Source organism: Sorangium sp. So ce1504 (genome assembly GCF_051521635.1).
Taxonomy (GTDB): Bacteria; Myxococcota_A; Polyangia; order Polyangiales; family Polyangiaceae; genus Sorangium; species Sorangium cellulosum_B.
The window spans coordinates 7,237,910-7,257,211 of the sequence record NZ_CP150365.1 but is presented as its reverse complement, the minus strand read 5'-3'; the positions used below and the strand labels follow the sequence as shown (position 1 = coordinate 7,257,211).

The 19,302-nt window shown below is 71.8% G+C and carries 20 protein-coding genes; 17 read left to right on the top strand and 3 right to left on the bottom strand.

Features of this window, described 5'->3' with window-relative positions:
- Positions 1 to 281: 281 nt before the first annotated feature.
- The 5 genes from tagF to WMF39_RS27235 all read left to right on the top strand — a co-directional run bounded on the left by tagF (position 282) and on the right by WMF39_RS27235 (position 5,994).
- The gene (gene tagF / locus WMF39_RS27255) at positions 282 to 1,256 is read left to right on the top strand and encodes a type VI secretion system-associated protein TagF (RefSeq protein ID WP_437739408.1); all 975 of its coding nucleotides are present in this window, start codon (positions 282 to 284) and stop codon (positions 1,254 to 1,256) included.
- A 176-nt stretch (positions 1,257 to 1,432) separates the two neighbouring features.
- The gene (gene tssA / locus WMF39_RS27250; RefSeq protein ID WP_437739407.1) at positions 1,433 to 3,112 is read left to right on the top strand and encodes a type VI secretion system protein TssA; all 1,680 of its coding nucleotides are present in this window, start codon (positions 1,433 to 1,435) and stop codon (positions 3,110 to 3,112) included.
- 150 nt (positions 3,113 to 3,262) lie between these two features.
- The gene (tssB, locus tag WMF39_RS27245) at positions 3,263 to 3,763 is read left to right on the top strand and encodes a type VI secretion system contractile sheath small subunit (RefSeq protein WP_272093886.1); all 501 of its coding nucleotides are present in this window, start codon (positions 3,263 to 3,265) and stop codon (positions 3,761 to 3,763) included.
- Between the two features lie 3 nt (positions 3,764 to 3,766).
- Complete coding sequence (tssC, locus tag WMF39_RS27240) at positions 3,767 to 5,251, top strand: type VI secretion system contractile sheath large subunit (RefSeq protein WP_437739406.1); 1,485 nt, start codon at positions 3,767 to 3,769, stop codon at positions 5,249 to 5,251.
- A gap of 152 nt (positions 5,252 to 5,403) precedes the next feature.
- Positions 5,404 to 5,994, top strand: coding sequence for a TIGR00730 family Rossman fold protein (locus WMF39_RS27235; protein WP_437739405.1), 591 nt, complete (start codon positions 5,404 to 5,406; stop codon positions 5,992 to 5,994).
- Positions 5,995 to 6,030: 36 nt separating this feature from the next.
- Here WMF39_RS27235 and WMF39_RS27230 read toward each other — a convergent pair whose 3' ends face one another.
- A complete protein-coding gene (locus WMF39_RS27230) occupies positions 6,031 to 6,591 on the bottom strand; it encodes a helix-turn-helix domain-containing protein (RefSeq protein ID WP_437739404.1) in 561 nt (186 codons plus the stop codon).
- A gap of 90 nt (positions 6,592 to 6,681) precedes the next feature.
- Between WMF39_RS27230 and WMF39_RS27225 the strand changes: the two genes are divergently transcribed.
- The 3 genes from WMF39_RS27225 to WMF39_RS27215 all read left to right on the top strand — a co-directional run bounded on the left by WMF39_RS27225 (position 6,682) and on the right by WMF39_RS27215 (position 9,285).
- The gene (locus tag WMF39_RS27225) at positions 6,682 to 7,494 is read left to right on the top strand and encodes an SDR family NAD(P)-dependent oxidoreductase (RefSeq protein WP_437739403.1); all 813 of its coding nucleotides are present in this window, start codon (positions 6,682 to 6,684) and stop codon (positions 7,492 to 7,494) included.
- Positions 7,491 to 8,516, top strand: coding sequence for an S-adenosylmethionine:tRNA ribosyltransferase-isomerase (locus WMF39_RS27220; RefSeq protein WP_437739402.1), 1,026 nt, complete (start codon positions 7,491 to 7,493; stop codon positions 8,514 to 8,516). The genes WMF39_RS27225 and WMF39_RS27220 overlap by 4 nt, the downstream gene beginning before the upstream one ends.
- Positions 8,517 to 8,727: 211 nt before the next feature.
- Entirely contained in the window at positions 8,728 to 9,285 is a 558-nt protein-coding gene (locus WMF39_RS27215; RefSeq protein WP_437739401.1) for a chlorite dismutase family protein, read from the top strand.
- Between the two features lie 136 nt (positions 9,286 to 9,421).
- Here WMF39_RS27215 and WMF39_RS27210 read toward each other — a convergent pair whose 3' ends face one another.
- Positions 9,422 to 11,026 (bottom strand): hypothetical protein, encoded by a 1,605-nt coding sequence (locus tag WMF39_RS27210; RefSeq protein ID WP_437739400.1) that lies wholly within the window; start codon positions 11,024 to 11,026, stop codon positions 9,422 to 9,424.
- Positions 11,027 to 11,401: 375 nt separating this feature from the next.
- Between WMF39_RS27210 and WMF39_RS27205 the strand changes: the two genes are divergently transcribed.
- From WMF39_RS27205 to argC, 9 genes are all read left to right on the top strand, one after another.
- A complete protein-coding gene (locus WMF39_RS27205) occupies positions 11,402 to 12,049 on the top strand; it encodes a TetR/AcrR family transcriptional regulator (protein ID WP_437739399.1) in 648 nt (215 codons plus the stop codon).
- Positions 12,050 to 12,147: 98 nt separating this feature from the next.
- Positions 12,148 to 13,686, top strand: a complete 1,539-nt coding sequence (locus WMF39_RS27200) for an FAD-dependent monooxygenase (RefSeq protein ID WP_437739398.1) — start codon at positions 12,148 to 12,150, stop codon at positions 13,684 to 13,686.
- Positions 13,687 to 13,733: 47 nt separating this feature from the next.
- Positions 13,734 to 14,135, top strand: coding sequence for a group II truncated hemoglobin (locus WMF39_RS27195; RefSeq protein WP_437739397.1), 402 nt, complete (start codon positions 13,734 to 13,736; stop codon positions 14,133 to 14,135).
- A 180-nt stretch (positions 14,136 to 14,315) separates the two neighbouring features.
- Positions 14,316 to 15,926 (top strand): hypothetical protein, encoded by a 1,611-nt coding sequence (locus tag WMF39_RS27190; protein WP_437739396.1) that lies wholly within the window; start codon positions 14,316 to 14,318, stop codon positions 15,924 to 15,926.
- Positions 15,814 to 16,119 carry a hypothetical protein gene (locus WMF39_RS27185; protein WP_437739395.1) on the top strand — a complete coding sequence of 102 codons (306 nt, stop codon included), beginning with the start codon at positions 15,814 to 15,816 and terminating at the stop codon, positions 16,117 to 16,119. Before WMF39_RS27190 ends, WMF39_RS27185 begins: the two co-directional genes overlap by 113 nt.
- Before the next feature lie 60 nt (positions 16,120 to 16,179).
- On the top strand, positions 16,180 to 16,392 hold the full coding sequence (locus WMF39_RS27180) for a YgaP-like transmembrane domain (protein ID WP_437739394.1): 213 nt from the start codon (positions 16,180 to 16,182) through the stop codon (positions 16,390 to 16,392).
- 20 nt (positions 16,393 to 16,412) lie between these two features.
- Positions 16,413 to 17,003: an RNA polymerase sigma factor gene (locus WMF39_RS27175; protein ID WP_437739393.1), complete on the top strand. Its 591-nt coding sequence runs from the start codon at positions 16,413 to 16,415 to the stop codon at positions 17,001 to 17,003.
- Between the two features lie 4 nt (positions 17,004 to 17,007).
- Positions 17,008 to 17,271, top strand: a complete 264-nt coding sequence (locus tag WMF39_RS27170; protein ID WP_437739392.1) for a hypothetical protein — start codon at positions 17,008 to 17,010, stop codon at positions 17,269 to 17,271.
- Between the two features lie 54 nt (positions 17,272 to 17,325).
- Positions 17,326 to 18,276: an N-acetyl-gamma-glutamyl-phosphate reductase gene (gene argC, locus WMF39_RS27165; RefSeq protein ID WP_437739391.1), complete on the top strand. Its 951-nt coding sequence runs from the start codon at positions 17,326 to 17,328 to the stop codon at positions 18,274 to 18,276.
- Positions 18,277 to 18,279: 3 nt separating this feature from the next.
- Here the strand turns inward: argC and WMF39_RS27160 are convergent, their stop codons facing one another.
- Positions 18,280 to 19,248 (bottom strand): LysR family transcriptional regulator, encoded by a 969-nt coding sequence (locus WMF39_RS27160; RefSeq protein WP_437739390.1) that lies wholly within the window; start codon positions 19,246 to 19,248, stop codon positions 18,280 to 18,282.
- Positions 19,249 to 19,302: the final 54 nt, after the last annotated feature.

Here is a 19,302-nt window from a genome sequence, read left to right as displayed (position 1 = left end):
GGGACCCCCTCCCGCGAACTCGCGCCTTTTGGGGGGCTGTTGCCGTGAGAACGGGGGGGCCGAGACCGCGCGCGACCGGCTCCGGTGCGGGCCGGCGCTCGGGTTCGCGGGGCCCTCCCCCGCCGGCCCCCCGCACGACACCCCCTCCCCCGCTGGCTCTTTGTGAAATGGGGGGAGAGAGGGGGCCTTGATGACGTCGTTCGGGGGCGCTCGCACGTTCCTGGCGCAACCGGGAAGGTGGTAGCGCTCGGTGAGCGGTTCGTGGTTCACTCCCAGCAGTCATGTTCTGGCGCCGCAAGAAGGGCCCTGCCGCTCCGCCGCAGATCGGCTGCTTCGGCAAGCTGCCCGCCACGGGCGATTTCATCCGGCTGAACGCAGGTGGAGAAGAGCTCGCGGCCTTCGACCGCTGGCTGGGCGCGTCCATCGATTTCGCCCGGCGCGCCATGGGCGCCCATTTCGATGCGCACTACCAGACGGCCCTGGGCCTCTTCGTCTTCCACGGCGAACCGAAAGGCGACGAGCCGCCCACCCGCGGGCTCGTGGGCGCCTGGGCCGCCAGCGGCGATAACGCCGGGCGGCTCTACCCGATGGTGGTGTTCGGGTCCTACGATTACGATCAACTCGTCTCCGCCGGGCCGTCGCTCCCCATCACCCTGTTCCCCCTCCTCGCCGCCGCCCACGACGCCGCGACGAACGGCAGGACCCTGCCCGTCGACGCCTTCCTCCACCGCGTCTCCCAGATCACGCCGCCGTCGCTCGACGACCCCGACGCGGCGCACGCCGCCTACCGCGCATGGCTGAAGACCCAGCCGATGAAGGCGCTCTGGGACGCCGGCTTCGGCACCGACGCGAGCCGCTTCTGGGTGCTGCAGAACATCCTCGACTCGGTGATCCCATTCCGCGGTCAGGAGCTCCCGAGGACAGGGCTCGCCCTCAGGCTGCCGCTCGGCGCAGGAGACGCCTACGCCGCCGCCGTGTGGATGGACATGACCCGCCGCCTGTCGAAATGGGGACGCACGGTGATGAACGCGTTCTGGACACCACAGCACACCCTGCTCCTCCACCTCGGTACCCCCCACGTGGGCTCGTTCCGCGAGATGATCGCGCCCACCACCCAGGCCGAGCACATCGCCGACCTCTGCGGACCCCCGCGCGTCGAGGAGCACGTTTCCCGACATGCGCTCGGACCAGAGCTCGACGCGCTCGTCGCCCGGACCGACCTGTCGCTCGACAGCTTCCTGGAAGCCCTCGGCTGAGCCGATGCCCGAGCCGAAGGCACCCGCTCCACCCCGCGCGCGGCCGCTCCGGTGCGCCGCCCGGCTCACCGCCGAAGTCGCCGTGCAGCCGTCGTGCGGTCGTCGTGCAGGCGTCGTGCGGTCGTCGTCTGATTCCGCCGTCCACACCCAGGACGCCTTGATATCCTGCGCGCCCCATGGCCGCTGAAGACGCCATCCAACAATCCAAAGAGCGGATCGAGGCGCTGTACGCGCCCATCAACGGCGGCGTCGGCGCCGACGTCACCTACGACGAGGCGTTCGAGGGCCTCAAGAACGAGATCGACAAGCTGCAGTCGCTCGCGGGCGGCAAGGTCGACTGGGGGCGCATCGCGAGCGTCGCCGATGAGCTCCTGAGCGAGAAGTCCAAGGACTTCCGCGTCGCGCTCTACTACGCGGCGGCGAAGTCGCAGATCGACAAGCTGCCCGGTCTGCTCGACGGGCTCGTGCTCGTGCAAGAGCTGAACAACGCGTTCTGGGACACCATGTATCCCGCGATCAAGCGGCCCAAGGCGCGCGGCAACCTGTGCGCCTGGTTCGGAGACCTCGCGGCAGGGACGCTCACCGGCATCACCGTCACCGCCGCGGACCGCGACCTGGTGAACGCCATCGACCAGGTGAGCCGCGCCCTGGACGTCGACCTCGCCGACAAGCTCGGCGACGCGTACGGAGGGCTCGGCCCGCTCCGGAACGCGATGCGCAGCCTCGTCGCGAGCCTGCCCGCGGAGGCGCCGCCCCCGCCTCCTCCGCCGCCGCCCCCGCCGCCTCCTCCTCCGCGGGTCGAGCCGCCGAAGGCCGAGGCGCCGCCGGCGGCCACGGCAGCGGCCGCCGCGCCGCCGCCCGCGCCCGCGCCCGTCGCCGCCGCGGGCGATCCGGCGCTCAGCCTCGAGGCGATCGTCGACGAAGACTCCGCGCTCGCCGCCCTCGGCAAGTGCTCGCCCCTGATGGCGCGCGCGGGCGACGCGCTGCGGGCGGCGGATCCGAAGCGGGCGTCCGCGTACCGCATCCTCCGGGTCGGGCTCTGGGTCGATCTCCTCGACGATCCGGGCGCGTCGTCTCCGACGGGCAGCACGGCGATCCCGCCGCCGCCCGAGCACGTGCTGCAGACGCTCCCGGCGCTCACGACCCAGGGGGCGTTCGCCGATCTGCTGCAGGTCGCCGACGAGTACGCGCAGAGCTACCCTCTCTGGCTCGATCCGCACAGGTACGTCGCGAACGCGCTCGATCAGCTCGGCGACGACTACGCCGACGCCAAGCGGGCGGTGCTCGTCGAGGTGGGCGCCCTGCTGCTCCGCGCGCCGCTCCTGCCGACCCTCAAATTCAGCGACGGCACGCCGTTCGCCGACGGCGAGACGCAGGCCTGGCTCTCGTCCGAGGTCGCGGCCGCGCTCGGCGGCTCGGGTGCGAGCGGCGCCGCAGCGCCGGCGAGGCCGCGGAGCTACCTCGACAAGCCGCTCTCCGAGGCCCGAGGGCTCGTCGCGAACCAGCAGCCCATCGACGCGATGGCGCTCCTCGAGAAGGCCGCCGCCGCGGCTCCGACGGCGCTGGACCGCTTCCGCGTGAGGCTCGCGATGGCCCAGATCAACATCGAGCTGTCCCAGTTCCTCGTGGCGCGGGCGCAGCTCGAGGCGCTGGAGCACCTCGTCGACCACCACCGACTCACCACCTGGCAGCCGGATCTCTGCGCGGAGCTCTACGCCGCGCTCCACACGTGCTACCGGGTCCTGAACCAGGGCTACGAGGCGACCCCCGAGGCCAAGGCGAAGGAGACGCTCTGCTTCGAGCGCGTCTGCCAGCTCGACGCGGCGCTCGCCTTGAAGATGTCGCTGGGGGAGTAAGCGGATGGCCAGGGTGGCCACGGTGACCAGGATGGCAAAGACGGGGATGCGCGTCGCGCCGAGAAGCTTGCCCGAGGGGCGGGGGTTTTGTTCTATGCTCGTTCGGCCTGCGGGCGCTCCGCCCGCTGCTGACGGGGAAAGGAGCCTACGATGAGCGGATCGAAAGAGGGATCGGTCGCGCCGAAAGAGCGCGTGAACATCACGTACAAGCCGGCCACCGGGAACGCGAAGGAGGACGTCGAGCTACCGCTGAAGCTCCTGATGCTCGGCGACTACACGCAGCGGCCGGATCCGCGGCCCCTCGAGGACCGCAAGCCCATCAACGTGGACAAGGACAACTTCCAGAAGGTCATGAGCGAGCAGAAGCTCGCGCTCACCTTCAACGTGAAGGACGTCCTGTCCGAGCAGGAGAACAGCGAGCTCACGGTCAACCTCAAGTTCCGCCGGCTGAGCGACATGGAGCCCGAGGCGATCGCGAACCAGGTGCCGGAGCTCAAGAAGCTGCTCGACCTGCGCGCCGCGCTGACGGCCCTCAAGGGCCCGCTCGGAAACGAGAAGGCGTTCCGCAACAAGATTCAGCAGATCCTGAGCGACCCGGCTCAGCGCAACAAGATCGTGAGCGAGCTCGGGCTCGACAAGGAAGGGGAGTGAGCGATGGCGACGGAGACACAGGCCGCGGGGAGCGCGGGCGTCCAGACCCTCGAGGGGGGATCGCTGCTCGACGAGATCCTCGCCGAGACGAAGATGACGCCCGGCGACGAGGGGTACGAGATCGCCAAGCGGGGCGTGCAGGCCTTCATCTCGGAGCTCGTCGCCCCGCGGCGCGAGGGCGAGAAGGTCGACAAGGCCTTCGTCGACGCGCTGATCGCGGAGATCGACGTCAAGCTGTCGCGGCAGATCGACGAGATCCTCCACGACCCGAGCTTCCAGAAGCTCGAGTCCGCGTGGCGCGGCCTCAAGTTCGTCATCGACCGGTGTGACTTCCGCGAGAACGTCAAGGTCGAGATGCTCAACTGCTCCAAGGAGGACCTCCTCGCCGATTTCGAGGACGCCCCCGAGGTGCCGAAGAGCGGCCTCTACAAGATCGTCTACTCGGCCGAGTTCGGGCAGTTCGGCGGCAAGCCGGTCGGCGCGATCATCGCGAACTACGAGTTCGGCCCGGGCCCCCAGGACATCGCGCTCCTCCAGAAGTGCGCCGCGGTCGCGACGATGTCGCACGCGCCCTTCATCGCGGCGGCCGGGCCGCAGTTCTTCGGCCTGAAGGACTTCCAGGGGCTGCCCAACCTGAAGGACCTCAAGGCGCTCTTCGAGGGGCCGCAGTACACGAAGTGGAACGCGTTCCGCGAGACCGAGGACGCGCGCTACGTCGGGCTCGTGATGCCGCGCTTCCTGCTCCGCCTGCCCTTCGGCGCCAACACCGTCCCGGTGAAGGCGTTCAACTACGAGGAGGACGTGGTCGGCAAGCACGACGCGTACTGCTGGGGCAACGCGACGTACGCCTTCGCCACCCGGCTCGCCGACAGCTTCGCCAAGTACCGCTGGTGTCCGAACATCATCGGCCCCCAGGCGGGCGGCTCCGTGGAGAACCTGCCGCTTCACCAGTACGAGGCGATGGGCGAGATCCAGACGAAGGTGCCGACCGAGATCATGCTCACCGAGCGGCGCGAGTTCGAGCTCTCCGAGGAGGGCTTCATCGGGCTCACGTTCCGCAAGGACTCGGACAACGCCTGCTTCTTCTCGGCCAACTCCGCCCAGAAGGCGAAGTTCTTCGGGCAGAGCGACGAGGGCAGGGCGGCCGAGATGAACTACCGGCTCGGCACGCAGCTGCCGTACATGTTCATCATGTGCCGAATCGCGCACTACCTGAAGGTGCTGCAGCGCGAGCAGATCGGTACGTGGAAGGAGCGCGGCGATCTCGAGAAGGAGCTCAACGACTGGATCGGCCAGTACGTCGCCGATCAGGACGTGGTCTCCGCGGCGACCCGCGGGCGCAGGCCGCTCCGCAAGGCGAGGATCATCGTGACCGAGGTGCCGGGGAACGCCGGCTGGTACAAGGTCGACATGCAGGTGCGCCCGCACTTCAAGTACATGGGCGCCTTCTTCACGCTGAGCCTCGTCGGCAAGCTCGACAAGGAGTGACCCGCCGGCCACGGCGCCGCCGCCATGCGGGGGTGCCAGGCCGCGGCGCGGGGGTGCCAGGGCGCGCCGCCGGGGGGAAGGCTACCCTCCACGGCGCGCCGGCCCACCGCTCCCGCTTGGACGAGCTCGCCTGCCGGCGTAGGCTCGGGCCCATGAGAACGCTCTCCAGGATCTGCGTTTACTGCGGGTCGAACCCCGGCGCGTCGCCGGCCTACCGCGAGGCGGCCGTGCGGCTCGGTGAGCTCCTCGCGGCGAGAGGGATCGGGCTCGTGTACGGGGGGGGCCGCGTCGGGCTCATGGGCGCGGTCGCCGACGCGGTGCTCGCGCGCGGCGGTGAGGTGATCGGCGTCATCCCGCACTTCCTCAACCAGCGGGAGATCGAGCACCGCGGGCTGACCGAGCTCCGCGTGGTCGAGACGATGCACCAGCGCAAGGCGGAGATGGCCGCCCTCGCGGACGCCTTCATCGCCCTGCCGGGGGGCGTCGGGACGCTGGAGGAGCTGTTCGAGGTGTGGACATGGACGCAGCTCGGCTCTCAGGAGAAGCCGGTCGGGCTGCTCAATGTGGCGGGGTATTACCGCCCGCTGATCACGTTTCTGGATCACGTCGTGGCCGAGCAGTTCATGAAGCCGGCCCACCGCGCCGTGCTGCAGGTGGCCGACGATGCGGCGGCCCTGCTGGAGCTGCTCGCCGCATGGTACCCGCGCGCCGAGCACAAGTGGATGACGCCCGGCGAGCGGTAGGCGCCGCGGCGCCGTGTGATGCGCGCCGCTGACCCTTCAGAGCACGCGCGCGAGGACCACGACCGAGTAGCCGACCGCCGGCTGCTTGCCGGGGTTGTTGTACGAGTGGCGCTGATCGCCGCGGAACACGGCGACGTCGCCGGAGCCGAGCGTGAACCGCTCTCCGCTGACCACGAGCTGGAGCTCCCCCGACTCGCACGTCAGGTACTCGCGGGTGCCCGGGGTGTGCGGGACGCCCGTCATCCGCCCGCCCGGGGGGATCGCGATGCGATCCATCTCCATGCCCGGGATCGGGTCCGGCAGGAGCTTGCGGACGAGCGCCTGCCCGGGAGAGCGCGTGGGGAGCGTGTCCCGCGCGTAGAGCTGGCACGTGGCGCGGGGCGCGGAGAGCATCTCCTCGATGGAGACCTGGAGCGCGGCGGCGGCCCGGTGCAGCACGCCGAGCGTCGGGTTCGCCGCGCCGGACTCGAGGTGCGCCCAGGTCGCCCGCGGCACGCCGGCGAGCTTGGCCAGCTGCTGCTGCGTCAGCCCGCGCGCCTCGCGCAGCTGCTTGATGTTCTTCGCTAGCCGCCCCGCGAGCTCCGCGTCCTGGTCCATGCCCGGAGAGTAGCACTCTTCCAGGATATTGGAGCCCGCTCCAACGCGAGAACCCGCGCGGATTAGGCTGGTGTCGAGGAGGAAGGCACCATGAACGACGAATCGACCGGAAGCGAGGCGCTGATCCAGGCCGAAGGGAGCTCCCACCCGTCGCTCCCCCGCGCCGCGCGGGGCGAGCGGTTCGCGCCGCGGGCGGCGCTGGTCACCGGGGCGAGCCGCGGGCTCGGCGCCGCGCTCGCCAGGGAGCTCGCCCGGCAGGGCGCGAAGGTGGTCCTCGTGGCGCGCGAGCGCGAGCCGCTCGAGGCCGTCGCGGCCGAGATCGCCGCGCAGGGCGGGGAGGCGCACGCGCTCGCAGCGGACATCGGGGACAAGGGCCAGACGCACGCGATCGCAGGCGCGGCGGCGGCGCTGGTCGGGCCGATCGACCTGCTCATCCACAACGCGAGCACGCTCGGCAAGACGCCGCTGCCGATCCTGCTCGACACGGAGTGCGAGGATCTCGGGCGCGTGCTCGAGGTCAACGTGGTCGGCCCGTTCCGCCTGACGAAGGTGGTCGTCGGCGCGATGGCGCTGCGGCGGCGCGGGGTCGTCGTCCACATCAGCTCGGACGCGGCGGTGAACGCCTATCCGCGGTGGGGCGCTTACGGCGCCTCGAAGGCGGCGCTCGATCACCTGAGCCGCACCTGGGCCGCCGAGCTCGAGGGGACGGGCGTCGCGTTCTACGCGGTGGATCCGGGCGAGATGAACACGCGGATGCACGCGGAGGCCATCCCCGACGCCGACCCGAGCACGCTGGCCGATCCAGCCGACGTGGCGAGGCGCATCGTCGCGCTCGTCGGCCGCGCCGGCGAGGTGCCGAGCGGCGCGCGCCTCGAGGCCGCGCGCCTGCAGGAGGCGCCATGAGCCCCGCCGTGTGGCCTCGCGAGAACCCGCTCGAGGAGCGGCTCCTCCACGTGGACCCGCGAGCGGGGCGCTTGCGCGACGCGCGCATCGCGGATCTGCCCGCGCTCCTCGAGCCGGGCGATCTCCTGGTCGTCAACGACGGCGCCACGCTGCCGGCGTCGCTCCACGGCGCGACCGAGCGCGGCGCGGCGGTCGAGGTGCGCCTCATCGGCGAGCTGTCCGAGGCGCGCTACTCGGCCCTGCTGTTCGGCGCCGGCTCCTTTCGCACGCGCACCGAGGAGCGCCCGGCGCCGCCCGCCCTCGGCCCGGGGGACGCGGTGACGTTCGGAGACGATCTGTCGGCCACGGTCGAGCGCGTGTCTCCGGCCTCGCCGCGCCTCGTCGAGATCGCCTTTCGCGAGCGGGGCGCGCCGCTCTGGTCGGCGCTCTACCGGCGGGGGCGCCCGATCCAGTATGCGTACGTCGCTGGCCCGCTCGCGATCTGGCACACGCAGACGCGCTACGCGAGCCGGCCTCTCTGCGCCGAGCTCCCCTCGGCCGGCCGGCCGCTCGTCTGGGGGCTGCTTCTCGAGCTGATCCGCCGCGGTGTGCGCGTCGCCTCGCTCACGCACGCCGCCGGGATCTCGTCGACGGGCGAGCCGGCCCTCGACGCCCTGCTGCCCTTGCCGGAGCGCTTCGACATCCCCGAAGAGACGGTGGCGGCGGTGCGCGAGGCCAAGCCGCGCGGGCGCCGCGTCATCGCGGTCGGCACGACGGTGACGCGCGCGCTCGAGGGCTGCGCTGCCCAGCACGGGGGTGAGCTCCAGGCAGGCCCGGGCGTCACCGATCTGGTGCTCCACCCCGGCTTCCGGCCGAGGGTGGTCGACGGGCTCTTGACCGGCGTGCACGATCCGACAGAGAGCCACTTCCGGCTCCTCGAGGCCTTCGCGCCTGCCTCGCTGCTCCACCGCGCGAACTCCTATGCGGAGGAGGCAGGGTATCTCTGTCACGAGTTCGGCGATTCCTATCTTGTCCTGAGCTGACGCGGGCGACGGAAAATCATCGCGCGGAAACCACGGCGAAACCGCTGTCCGCACATCATCAACCGCGTTGCGTGTCGGGCTCGGCCGGCGCGGCGAGCCCGAGCGCAGCCGCCTTCCCGGGCGCCCTCGTGACGAAAGGGCGTGGTAGGGCCGCCCCGACGTCGGGGGTCGGTGGGATTCGTCCGGCGTTGCCGTCGCCTCGGAGCCATCCATGGAAGGAAATCCGGTTCGGGTCAGTTTCGTTGCAGGTTCCGCCGGGGAGTGGCGGGTCGAGAGGACGGTCCTGGTGCGAGGCGAGGAGCTGCCCGCGGCGCCGCGGCTGCAGCGCGTCGAGGGGAGCAGCTTCGTCGCGCCGCCGGGAGCGGCCTGGGTCCTGAACGGCGTGAGGAGCAACGAGCGCTACGTCGAGCTCGAGGAGAGAAAGCGCCTCGTCGCCGTCCAGGAAGACCTGGGTCGGGCGTCGAGCACGCAAGCGGCGCTGATCCCGCTCAGAAAATCGAAGGCGTGGTGGGCGCTCGCGCAGGACGAGCGGCGGGCCATCTTCGAGGCGAGGTCGCGCCATATCAAGATCGGGCTGGAGTACCTGCCGGCCGTGGCGAGGCGGCTCTACCACAGCCGGGATCTCGGCAGCCCGTTCGACTTCCTGACCTGGTTCGAGTTCGCCGAGGGCGACGCCGGCGCCTTCGACGAGCTCGTGGGCAGGCTGCGCGAGACGGAGGAGTGGTCCTACGTGGAGCGGGAGATCGAGGTGCGGTTGTCGCGCGCATAGTACGGAGTCGGCCCGCGACGGCCGACCCGTCTTTGCGAGCGTTCTCGCCTCGACTCGAGATCTGCTGCAACCCGAGCACGCCGACAGAACGAAGAAGGCGCCCAGGTTGCCCCGGGCGCTCTCCACGCTGTCGCGATCACTCGCAGGCGTGCGTCGTCGTGTTGCACGTGGCCGGCGAGGTGCAGCTCGAGTCGTCGTTGCACTCGACGCACGTGCCAGCCGCGAGCCCGCTGCCGCACACCGTCTTGCCGGGCAGGCCGTCTGCGGTGCAGTCGGTGCCCGCCGGCGCCATCGAGAAGCTCGGCGTGGCCGGCGTGCCCGTGCACGCGGGGTCCGTCAAGCAGACGGTCGCTGACACCGGGAGATCGGTGACGTCATCGTCCGTCGTGGGGCTGCCGGCGCCGTTGCACACGCGCTGCTGGCAATCGCCCGGCGTCTGCCCGGACGGCACGACCGTGCCCGCTTCGTAGCGCTGGCAGGCGCCCGCACCGTCGCAGAACCCGTTGGTCCCGCACGACGCCGCGCCCGTGTCCGGGCACTCGTCGTCCGGATCGCCGCCGGCCGCGATGTAGCCGCAGACGCCGTCGGAGCCGCCGAGCTTCTTGGCCGCGGAGCACGCCTGGCAGGCGCCGGTGCACGCCGTGTTGCAACAGACGCCGTCAACGCAGCGCGCGCTGGCGCACTCGGCGTTGGTCACGCAGGACGCGCCGTCCGGCTTGGCCGCGCAGGTGCCGCCGCTGCAGAAGCCCGTGGTGCAGTCGTCCGCGACGCCACACGTCTTCCCGACACCGCACCTGTTGCAGGCCGGAGCGCCCTGGAAGGACGCGCCGCCGCAGTCGACGTCGGTCTCGTTGCCGTTCTCGTCGGTGTCCATGCAGCTGGGCGTCGCGCACAGGCCGGCCGTGTTGCAGTAGCCGCTCGCGCAGTCCGAATCGAGCGCGCACTCCAGGTCGTCGGCGCAGGGCGCGCAGCCGGAGCCGGCGTCGATGCCGCCGCAGTCGACGTCGGTCTCGCCGCCGTTCAGCGCGCCGTCGGTGCAAGACACGTCCACGCACGTGTGCGTGCCCATCGGATCGCAGACCTGGGGCGCGGTGCAGTGGGTGTCCGCGAGGCAGCCGACGCAGGCGCCGTTGCCGTCGCAGACCTTGCCGCCGGTGGTGCAGCTCGTGCCAGCGGTCTTCGGTGCGCTGCCCGGAGAGCCGCCCGGGCACGTGCCGACGTTGCATTCGTCGTCGGCCGGCTTGTCGGTGTCGTCGCGGATCGACGTCGTGCCGCCGTCGCCGTCGCAGACCTGCTGCTTGCAGTCACCCGCCTCCTGGCCCGCCATCGTGGCGGTGCCGTCGGGCACGCTGGTCGTGCCGCAGCACCGTGCTTCGCACGTGGCCTTCATGCACTCCGTGGCCGGGGCCGGGCAATCGCCGATCGTGTCGCACGGTGTCGCGCCGCCGGCGCACGTCATTGAGCCGCCGGTGCCGCCCGCGCCGCCGGAGCCGCCGGAGCCGCCCATGCCGCCGGAGCCGCCCATGCCGCCGCTGCCATCCGAGCCGCCGGTGTCTGACGACGAGCTGGCGCTGCTGCTCGTCGTCGTGCCGCCGCCGGAGCCACCGGCTCCGCCGGCGCCGCCCGTGTCGGAGATCTGGCTGCGATCGACGGCGACGATGAGCTCGCAGCCGGTCATGTTCACCGTGAGCGCGCCCGCCGCGAGCACCAACGCAGGGAAGAACGTCGTTTTCTGGTTCATGCCAACAAGCACATTGGCCAGGGGCCAGACCTGACCTGGCAGCGAGCCTACAGCAAAAGGCACAAGGATCGCCGGCTTTCTCTTGCGATTAGAATCGCTAACGTCCGGCACCGCCCGCCGCCCAATCGCGCCTTGGCCGCGGCGCCGAGCTCCGCGTCAGGCGCGCCGCTCAGAAGGGCGGCCGGTTGCGCCCACATCGGGCCACAGCGGAAAAGGACCCAGCCGCCCGGGAGGCATGAACCCAGCGCGGGTCGACCGCCGACGCCCGAGGTGCGAGAGCTCGCGCCGGGCGCCCTGTTTTCACCGCGCGAGGGGGACGCGGCCAGTGCGCGCCCTTGACCGCCGCTCGCTCATGAGTAAATAAACATTTACCTGATGCCGGGAGACGGGAAAAAAGAGACGCGGCGGGCGCTCCTCGACGCCGCCGCCGAGGAGTTCGCGCGGCATGGGCCTGACGGGGCTCGCGTGCACGCCATCGTGGGGCGCGCCGGGGTCAACGAGCGCATGATTTACCATCACTTCGGGAGCAAGGAGGGCCTCTACCGCGCGGTCCTCGAGGACCAGTGGTCCGGCCTCATGGAGGGGTGGCGGCCGGCGCTCGAGGCGTCGGCGGCGCTCGATCCGCGCGAGGGTCTCTGGCACGCGTTCACGATGTTCTTCCGGCTGCTCCTCTCGCGCCCCCTGTGCATGCCGCTCGCGATGCACGAGGCGATGAGCGGCTGGCAGGCCGCGCCGCCCGCGACGCTCGCGATGCTGCCGTCGCAGCTGCGCGATCTCTACGAGCGAGGTCAAGCCAGCGGGGTGTTCCGGCGCGACTGCGAGTTCGAGCTCCTGTATTGCACCGTCGTGGGCGCGCTGGCCGGGATCGGCATCTTCGGGCCGCGCTTCTCGGACCTCCGGGCGCGCCTCTCGTGCGATCTCGAGCTCGCCGCGCGCCTCGGCGAGCAGACCGTGAGCCTCGTGCTGGACGGCGTGACCACGCCTGGATGGGGCGGCCAAGCGGGCACCGGAGAGACCACGTGACGTGAGCCTCGTTCGTCCGTCGCCGCCCACAGGTCGTCGCTGAACCATCGTTGTCAATCGATCGTTGCTCGACAAGGAGCTCGACAAGGAGAACGCGTATGAACGTCGATGTCGTCATCGTGGGCGGCGGTCCGACCGGGTTGATGCTGGCCTGCGAGCTGCGGCTGGCCGGCCTGCGCCCCGTCGTGCTGGAGCGGCTGCCCGAGCCCACCGGGCTCTCCAAGGCGCTCGGCCTCGGCGGGCGCGCCGTGGAGATCCTCGACCACAGGGGCCTTCTCGAGCGCTTCCGCGCGGAGCAGAGCGCCGCAGAAATGACGCGTTTCGTGCACTTCGGCGGGATACCGCTGGCCCTCGGCGGCGACCACGCGCGCGTCTCCAGGCGCTTCCTGAGCATCCATCAGGCGCGCATCGAGGCGCTGCTGGAAGAGCGTGCGCGCGAGCTGACGACGGAGATCCGTCGAGGCCACGAGCTCATCGGGCTGGATCAGGACGGGGAGGGCGCGACGGTCACCGTCCGAGGCCCGGACGGCGACTACCCGCTTCGGGCGCGCTTCGTGGTGGGGTGTGACGGCGGCCGCAGCGCCGTGCGCAAGCTGTCCGGGATCGGCTTTCCCGGACTCCCGCCCTCTCGGCTCCTGCGCCTCGCCGACGTCACGCTGGCCGAGGGCGCGACGGAGGACGGGCACCTCGTCCTCTCCGGCGGTCGCCGCGTTCGGTTCGGGCTCGGCGGGATCGCCCTCGTTCCCCTGGGAGCGGGCGTGTTTCGCGTGGTCACGTCGGAGCCGTATCCGCCGGACTTCGACCGCGACGCGCCGATGACGCTCGACGAGCTGCAGGCCAGCGTTCGCGCGGCGCTCGGCGAGGATCTGCCCGTCCGCGAGGTGCGGTGGTTGTCTCGGTTCACCGACGCCAGCCGCCAGGCGGATATGTACCGCGCCGGTCGCGTGCTGCTCGTGGGCGACGCGGCGCACATCCATCTCCCCGCCGGCGGGCCAGGCCTCACCACCGGATTGCAGGACGCGGTCAACCTCGGCTGGAAGCTGGCCGCGGAGGTCCACGGCTGGGCGCCGCCGGGGCTCCTCGACACCTACCACGCGGAGCGGCACCCCGAGGGCAAGCGCGTGATCATGCACACCCGGGCGCAGGGCGCGCTGATGATGCGGGACGAGCGCGTCGCGGCGCTGCGCGAGCTGCTCGGCGAGCTGCTCAAGCACGAGCAGAGCCTGCGGTATGTCGTCGAGATGCTGGACGCGGTCGACGTCCGTTACGAGATGCCGACCGAGCCCGGCGAGCAGCATCCGCTGCTCGGGCGCTGGGCGCCGGACGTCCCGCTGACCACGCAGAAGGGGGAGACGCGCGTCGCGCAGCTCATGCACGGGGCCAGGGGCGTGCTGCTCGACCTGACCGGCGGCGCCGCGTTCGGCGGTGTGGCTGCGCCCTGGGGCGATCGCGTGGACGTCGTGAGCGCGCGCTGCGCTGCGCTGCCGCGCCCCGCGGAGGCGCTGCTGATTCGCCCCGACGGCTACGTGGCCTGGGCGGCCGCGGCAGGTGAGCCCGAGGCCTCCGCCCATCGCCGGCTGCGCCGCGCGCTCGCCACGTGGTTCGGCGCGGCCTGCGGCAGCTCCGCGGCGGCTTGAGCCAGCGGCGTGCAGCGCCGGCGCAAATCCGGTAGAGGGCATCGCCCATGGCCGAGCCGTCCGAGACCCCTTTCGATCTGCTGGGCGGCGAGCCGGCGGTGCGCCGGCTCGTCGAGCGCTTCTACGACCTCATGGGCCGCGACGAGCCGGCGCTCGCGCGCCTCCACGTCTGCGACGAGGGCGGTCAGGTCGCCCGTGAGAGCCGCGACCGATTCGCGCTCTTCCTGATCGGCTGGCTGGGCGGGCCGCAGGACTACATCGCCGCGCACGGCCACCCGCGGCTGCGGATGCGCCACGCGCGCGTCCCGGTCGATGTGGCGATGCGCGACGCCTGGATGCGCTGCATGCGGGCGGCCATGGCCGATGTCGACGTGCCCGCGCCGCTCCGCGCCTTCCTCGACCAGCGCTTCGCCGAGGTGGCGGACTTCATGCGAAACCGTCCGGGCTGACGGGAAGCGCCGGCCGGCGCGGCGCGCGGGGGGCGCGCGTCTGGACGCCCCCATCGCTCCCCGATTTTCCGTACGATACGTCGTCCGCTCTCTGAGGTCGCGCGAGACGCCTGCCGCCAGCGCCGCGGAATCCGCGGCGCCACGGCAGGCGTGCGGCGCCTGGAACCCGTGCGGGGAACGATGTCCCGACCGAACGAGCACCCCGACCTGCTGTACAAGGCGGGTTGCTCGTTCATCGTCTTCCTGATGCTGATCCTCGGCACGCTGCTGACGATCCTGCAGTCGTGGGAGTCCGCCGAGAGGCCTTCGAGGGACGAGGCCGTGTACCCCGACATCGGTCGGCTTCGCGCGCTCGAGGCCGAGTGGATCCAGGCGCGGCGCCGCGCGGCGAACCTGAAGCACGAGGCCGCGGGCGACGGCGATCCGCGCGGCGCGCACCTCATCGGGTTATCGCTCTCCGGCGGAGGCATCCGCTCGGCGACCATCTGCCTCGGCTTCCTGAAAGGGCTCGCCACGGTCCCGACGAAGAGCGGTGAGGTGATCCTCAAATACGTCGATTACATGAGCTCCGTGTCCGGCGGCGGCTGGGCGGGGGGCGCGCTCACGGCTCGGACCTCCGGCCCTCACCCGGAGGGGGACGCGGACCGTGAGCGCCGCTTCGACCCGCTGGAGGCCGCCTCATGGAACCGCCTCCTCGACAGGATCCGCCTGCGAGGCGACTACCTCATTCCCGGAGGAATCGGCCTCACCGCCAACACGCTCCAGCCCCTCCTCATGATCTTCGTCGGCGCGATCGCCAACGCGCTGTCGCTCCTGACCGCCGGGTTCGCGGCGATCGTGTTCCTCCACCACTCGAGCGCGAGGTCGCCGAAGGCGTTCCTCGCGCGCGTGGTCGAGCACGGCGTGACCGCGGTCGTCTGCCACGTCGACGGAGCGCGATCTCTCTTCTTCACCACGGCCTCTGTGGAGTCAGGCACGTTGCCTGACGCGATCGCCAGACATCTCCCCGTGCTCGACCTCCTCGTGTTCGTCCTGGCGTTGATGGGGGGTGTCCTTCTCGCCGCCCTGCTCGTCATGTACCTCGGGATCCTCTTCTCGTGGCCGTCCGTCCACGAGGCGGGGACCTGGCTCGCCGCTCGAGCGGCGCTGCTCGTGGTGCTCACGTGGGGCTCCCTGCTCGCGCTGCGGGCCGATCCCCTGCTCACCCTCCTCGTGCTGTGCGCTGCTCTGGCCGTCGCGCTGGCTGTCCTGCTGAGTCGCCTGAAGCGCGAGCAGCTCCTCGCGGTCATCGGGGTCGCCATCAGCGGACAGGTGTTCGCGCTCAGGTTCACGGATCTCTACGATGTCGTGAAGGGCGTCACGTCGACATGGGCGAGCATGCTTCAGTGGCTGATCTTTGCGCCGATCGAGCTCGCTCGGTCGATCGATGGGCTCGTCCACGTGCCTGTCCAGCGGGACCCGATGAAGGTCGTCGAGCTGACGTTCGGGGCGACGCTCTGCCTGGTGTTCATCGGGCTCAGCTTCCTGACGTCGAGGAACTACGCGGGTATCAACAGGTTCTGGGCCAACCAGATCCGCCGTGCATACCTGGGAGCAACGCACCCCGAGCACGCCGATCCTGGTGGGGAAGTTCAAGCCGGATCCGGGCGCGAAGACCGAGGCGACCAGGGAGGTCACGGTGGTCTACGTCAAGGCCGGCCTCTTGCCCGGACTGCCGCTCGACGTCCAGCGTTATGCGGAGTCTCACCCCGAGTTTCCGCACCAGACGACCGCGGATCAGTTCTTCGATGAAGCCCAGTTCGAGGCCTACAGGCTGCTCGGTGAGGCGCTCGCTCACGAGGTGGTGCGCACGCTGGACGACGCGATGGGGAGCGCGGGCCAGAGTTGGGCGAGCACCGTGGAGGACCTTCGCCCCGAGCCCCGCGCCGTCGGACCAGGCGACGTCGCCGGCCGCGCGGCGGGCGAGGCGGTCCCGGGCCGGTGACGATTTCCTGAATCCTACGCCCCGCGCCGGGGCTTCTCCGGGTGAAGGACGGAGGAGCTCATGAAACGGAATGTGGGTACGCAGGATCGGCTGTTGCGTGTTCTCGGCGGGCTCGGCCTGTTGACCTGCGCCTGGGCGGCGCCGCTGCCGCTCGCCGCGCGCCTCTCGGCGTTCGGTCTGGCGGGCGTGTACGTGATGTTCACGGCGCTCTCGGGCACATGCCTCGGGTACGCTCTGCTCGGCAGGTCCACCTGCCCGCGCCCCCCGGGCTGAGGCGCTGGATGGAGGCGGCGATGTCCCACGATCCGGTCCTCACGGCGGCGGCGCGCGGCGACGACGGCGCGCTGGAGCTGCTCGTCCGCGCCTACCACGACCGCGTGTACCGCTTCGGGCTGCGCGTGTGCCGCGACGCCTACGACGCGGACGACGCGGTCCAGGAGGCCTTCACGAAGCTCTCGCGCCGCCCCGAGGTGGCGCGGGATCCGGGCGTCCTCTCCTGGCTGATGACGGTCGTCCGGAACACGTGCGCGCGCATGCTGCGCCCGTTCGCGCGGGAGCGGCTGCGGCTCGGGGAGCGCGTGGACGACGCCGACGCGGTGCCGGCGGGCGAGCTCGACCCCCAGGCGGCGCTCGAGCGCTGGCGCCTCGTGCGCGCCGTGCACGAGGCGATCGCCGCGCTGGAGCGGCCGTACCGGGAGGTGCTCGTGCTGCGCGACGTCGAGGGCCTGACGGGCGAGGAGGTGTGCCGGACGCTGGGGCTGGGCGAGGCGGCCATGAAGAGCCGGCTGCACCGGGCGCGGCAGCTGGTGAGGGCAGAGGTCCTCCGGCGCGATGGCGCGCCCGCCGCGCCTCGCGCGCGGCAGGGCCGAGGAGAAGGAGGGTAGCGGCGTGTTCGCGAGCAAGAGCCTCGCGGCGCACCTCGCGCGCGGGGCGATCGGCCTCGGGGCCCTCGTGGCCGCGGCGTTCCTCGCGCGGGTGTCCCTCTGGGCGCCGGTCGCGCTGCTGCCGGTCGCGCTCGTGGCGCTGCGCGGGTGCCCGATGTGCTGGACGGTGGGGCTGATCCAGACGATCGCCGCCAGGGCGCGGGGGGAGCGCCCTCGCGGGCTGTGCGACGACGGCGGGTGTGCGACGGCGTCGAGGAGGCGTCGATGAGCTCACGCGAAGCGCTGGTCCCGAGGGCGCGCTCGGCGTATGGAAACGGCCACCATGCATCGGGTGTTCATCGACGGACAGGAAGGGACGACGGGGCTCCAGATCCGCGAGCGGCTGCAGGGCCGCCGCGACCTCCAGCTGCTCGAGATCGACCCCGAGCGCCGCAAGGACCCGGCGGCGCGCCGCGCGCTGATCAACGAGGCGGATGTGCTCATCACGTGCCTGCCCGACGACGCCGCCCGCGAATCCATCGGATGGATCGAGAACCCGAGGACACGCGTCATCGATCCGAGCACCGCGCACCGCACGGCCGACGGGTGGGTGTACGGCTTCCCGGAGCTCCGCCCCGGCCAGCGCGAGGCCGTCCGCGGCGCGCGGCGCGTCGCCGTCCCCGGGTGCCACGCGACCGGGTTCCTCGCGCTCGTGGTGCCGCTCGTCGACCAGGGGCTCCTGCCCAGGGACGCCCGCGTGATCGCGCACTCGCTCACCGGCTACAGCGGCGGCGGGCGCAAGATGATCCAGGCCTACGAGCAGGCCGACGGGGCGCGCCGCGAGCAGCTCCGCGGCCCGCGCCCGTACGGGCTCACCCTGCAGCACAAGCACCTGCCGGAGATGCGCGCCATCGCGGGCCTCGACAGGGCGCCGCTGTTCCAGCCGGTCGTGGGTGACTTCTACAAGGGCATGCTCGTCTCGGTGCCCCTGTTCGCGGACGCCCTGGCCCGGCCGGCGACGCCCGCCGCGGTCCACGAGCTCTACACGTCCTTTTACGCCGGCGAGCCGTTCATCCGGGTGATGCCGCTCGGCGGCCAGGGCGCGCTGGAGGACGGCTACCTCGGCGCGGTGGAGTGCAACGACACGAACCGGCTCGACGTGTTCGTGTTCGGCAAGCCGGACCAGATCCTGGTCGTGGCGCGCCTCGACAACCTCGGCAAAGGCGCCTCCGGCGCGGCGGTGCAGAACCTGAACCTGATGCTGGGCGCGCCGGAGGCCACCGGCCTCGACTGAGGGTCACCCGGCGCGCGTGTAGAGCCGCGGTGCCGAGCTCTCGAGGGCGGCGATCAGCCGCTCCGCGGCGTCGGCCGACGCGCGCCGGAACGCGATCCGCCAGGGCCGGCGGAGCGGGCCGGACGAGAGCCGCTTGACCAGAAGGTCGCCGCTGCCGAGATAGGCTTCCGCCACCCATTCCGAGAGGGTCGCGATCCCCATCCCGGCGCGCGCCGCGTCGACCACGGCCTCCGTGAGCGGGAAGCGCAGGAGCTCGATCTTGGGCCGCTGCCGCCCGAAGACGGCGCTCATGAACCAGCGCGCCTCGGCCGGCGTCGCGTTCGGCGTGATCAGCGGGCCCTCGCGGAGGTGGTCTCGCGTGAGCGACGCCCGCCCGGCGAGCGGGTGCGAGGTCGAGATCACGAAGACGACCTCGTCCGAGAAGAGGGGCCGCTCCACGAGCGCGCAGCCCGCCTCGCGATCGGTCGGCAGGGACGACGTGGTGAGCAGCGCGACGTCGATGTCCCCCCGGACGAGCGCGGCGACCGGATCGTGGGTGTGCTCGACCGCGAGCACGATCTCGAGGCGGGGCAGCCTTCGCCGGAGGCTCGTCATCGCGGAGGGCAGCCAGCGGTACGCCGTGTAGCACTCGCACACGAGGCGGACGCGCGTCGTCGCGGCGACCGGCGCCGCGACCTCTCGCTCGAGCTCCCGGAGCTGCGCGAGGACGAGCCCGGCCCCCGCGATGAGCCGCTCGCCCGCGGCGGTCGGCGCGACCCCGCGCGCGGTGCGCTCGAAGAGGCGCGCGCCGACGCGGTCCTCCGCCTGGGCGAGCGCCCGGCTCACGGCGGACTGCGTGATGTGCATCGCCGAGGCGGCGCCGGCCGTGCTCCCGGCGGCCGCCAGCGAGAGGACGAGCTCCAGATCGCGGATCTCGAGCCGAGGCCGCGGTCCGATCGCGGGAGGCGCAGGGGGAGACGGTATGCGTGACACGCATAGACCCTATCACGACGATGCGTTGGACGCACAGCCCCGCGAGGCGCACGT

What these genes read in the sequence shown, in the direction of transcription:
- tagF (WP_437739408.1), top strand. Translation starts at nt 282, where the DNA reads ATGTTCTGGCGCCGCAAGAAGGGCCCTGCCGCTCCGCCGCAGATCGGC.
- tssA (WP_437739407.1), top strand. Translation starts at nt 1,433, where the DNA reads ATGGCCGCTGAAGACGCCATCCAACAATCCAAAGAGCGGATCGAGGCG.
- tssB (WP_272093886.1), top strand. Translation starts at nt 3,263, where the DNA reads ATGAGCGGATCGAAAGAGGGATCGGTCGCGCCGAAAGAGCGCGTGAAC.
- tssC (WP_437739406.1), top strand. Translation starts at nt 3,767, where the DNA reads ATGGCGACGGAGACACAGGCCGCGGGGAGCGCGGGCGTCCAGACCCTC.
- WMF39_RS27235 (WP_437739405.1), top strand. Translation starts at nt 5,404, where the DNA reads ATGAGAACGCTCTCCAGGATCTGCGTTTACTGCGGGTCGAACCCCGGC.
- WMF39_RS27230 (WP_437739404.1), bottom strand. Translation starts at nt 6,591, where the DNA reads ATGGACCAGGACGCGGAGCTCGCGGGGCGGCTAGCGAAGAACATCAAG.
- WMF39_RS27225 (WP_437739403.1), top strand. Translation starts at nt 6,682, where the DNA reads ATGAACGACGAATCGACCGGAAGCGAGGCGCTGATCCAGGCCGAAGGG.
- WMF39_RS27220 (WP_437739402.1), top strand. Translation starts at nt 7,491, where the DNA reads ATGAGCCCCGCCGTGTGGCCTCGCGAGAACCCGCTCGAGGAGCGGCTC.
- WMF39_RS27215 (WP_437739401.1), top strand. Translation starts at nt 8,728, where the DNA reads ATGGAAGGAAATCCGGTTCGGGTCAGTTTCGTTGCAGGTTCCGCCGGG.
- WMF39_RS27210 (WP_437739400.1), bottom strand. Translation starts at nt 11,026, where the DNA reads ATGAACCAGAAAACGACGTTCTTCCCTGCGTTGGTGCTCGCGGCGGGC.
- WMF39_RS27205 (WP_437739399.1), top strand. Translation starts at nt 11,402, where the DNA reads ATGCCGGGAGACGGGAAAAAAGAGACGCGGCGGGCGCTCCTCGACGCC.
- WMF39_RS27200 (WP_437739398.1), top strand. Translation starts at nt 12,148, where the DNA reads ATGAACGTCGATGTCGTCATCGTGGGCGGCGGTCCGACCGGGTTGATG.
- WMF39_RS27195 (WP_437739397.1), top strand. Translation starts at nt 13,734, where the DNA reads ATGGCCGAGCCGTCCGAGACCCCTTTCGATCTGCTGGGCGGCGAGCCG.
- WMF39_RS27190 (WP_437739396.1), top strand. Translation starts at nt 14,316, where the DNA reads ATGTCCCGACCGAACGAGCACCCCGACCTGCTGTACAAGGCGGGTTGC.
- WMF39_RS27180 (WP_437739394.1), top strand. Translation starts at nt 16,180, where the DNA reads ATGAAACGGAATGTGGGTACGCAGGATCGGCTGTTGCGTGTTCTCGGC.
- WMF39_RS27175 (WP_437739393.1), top strand. Translation starts at nt 16,413, where the DNA reads ATGTCCCACGATCCGGTCCTCACGGCGGCGGCGCGCGGCGACGACGGC.
- argC (WP_437739391.1), top strand. Translation starts at nt 17,326, where the DNA reads ATGCATCGGGTGTTCATCGACGGACAGGAAGGGACGACGGGGCTCCAG.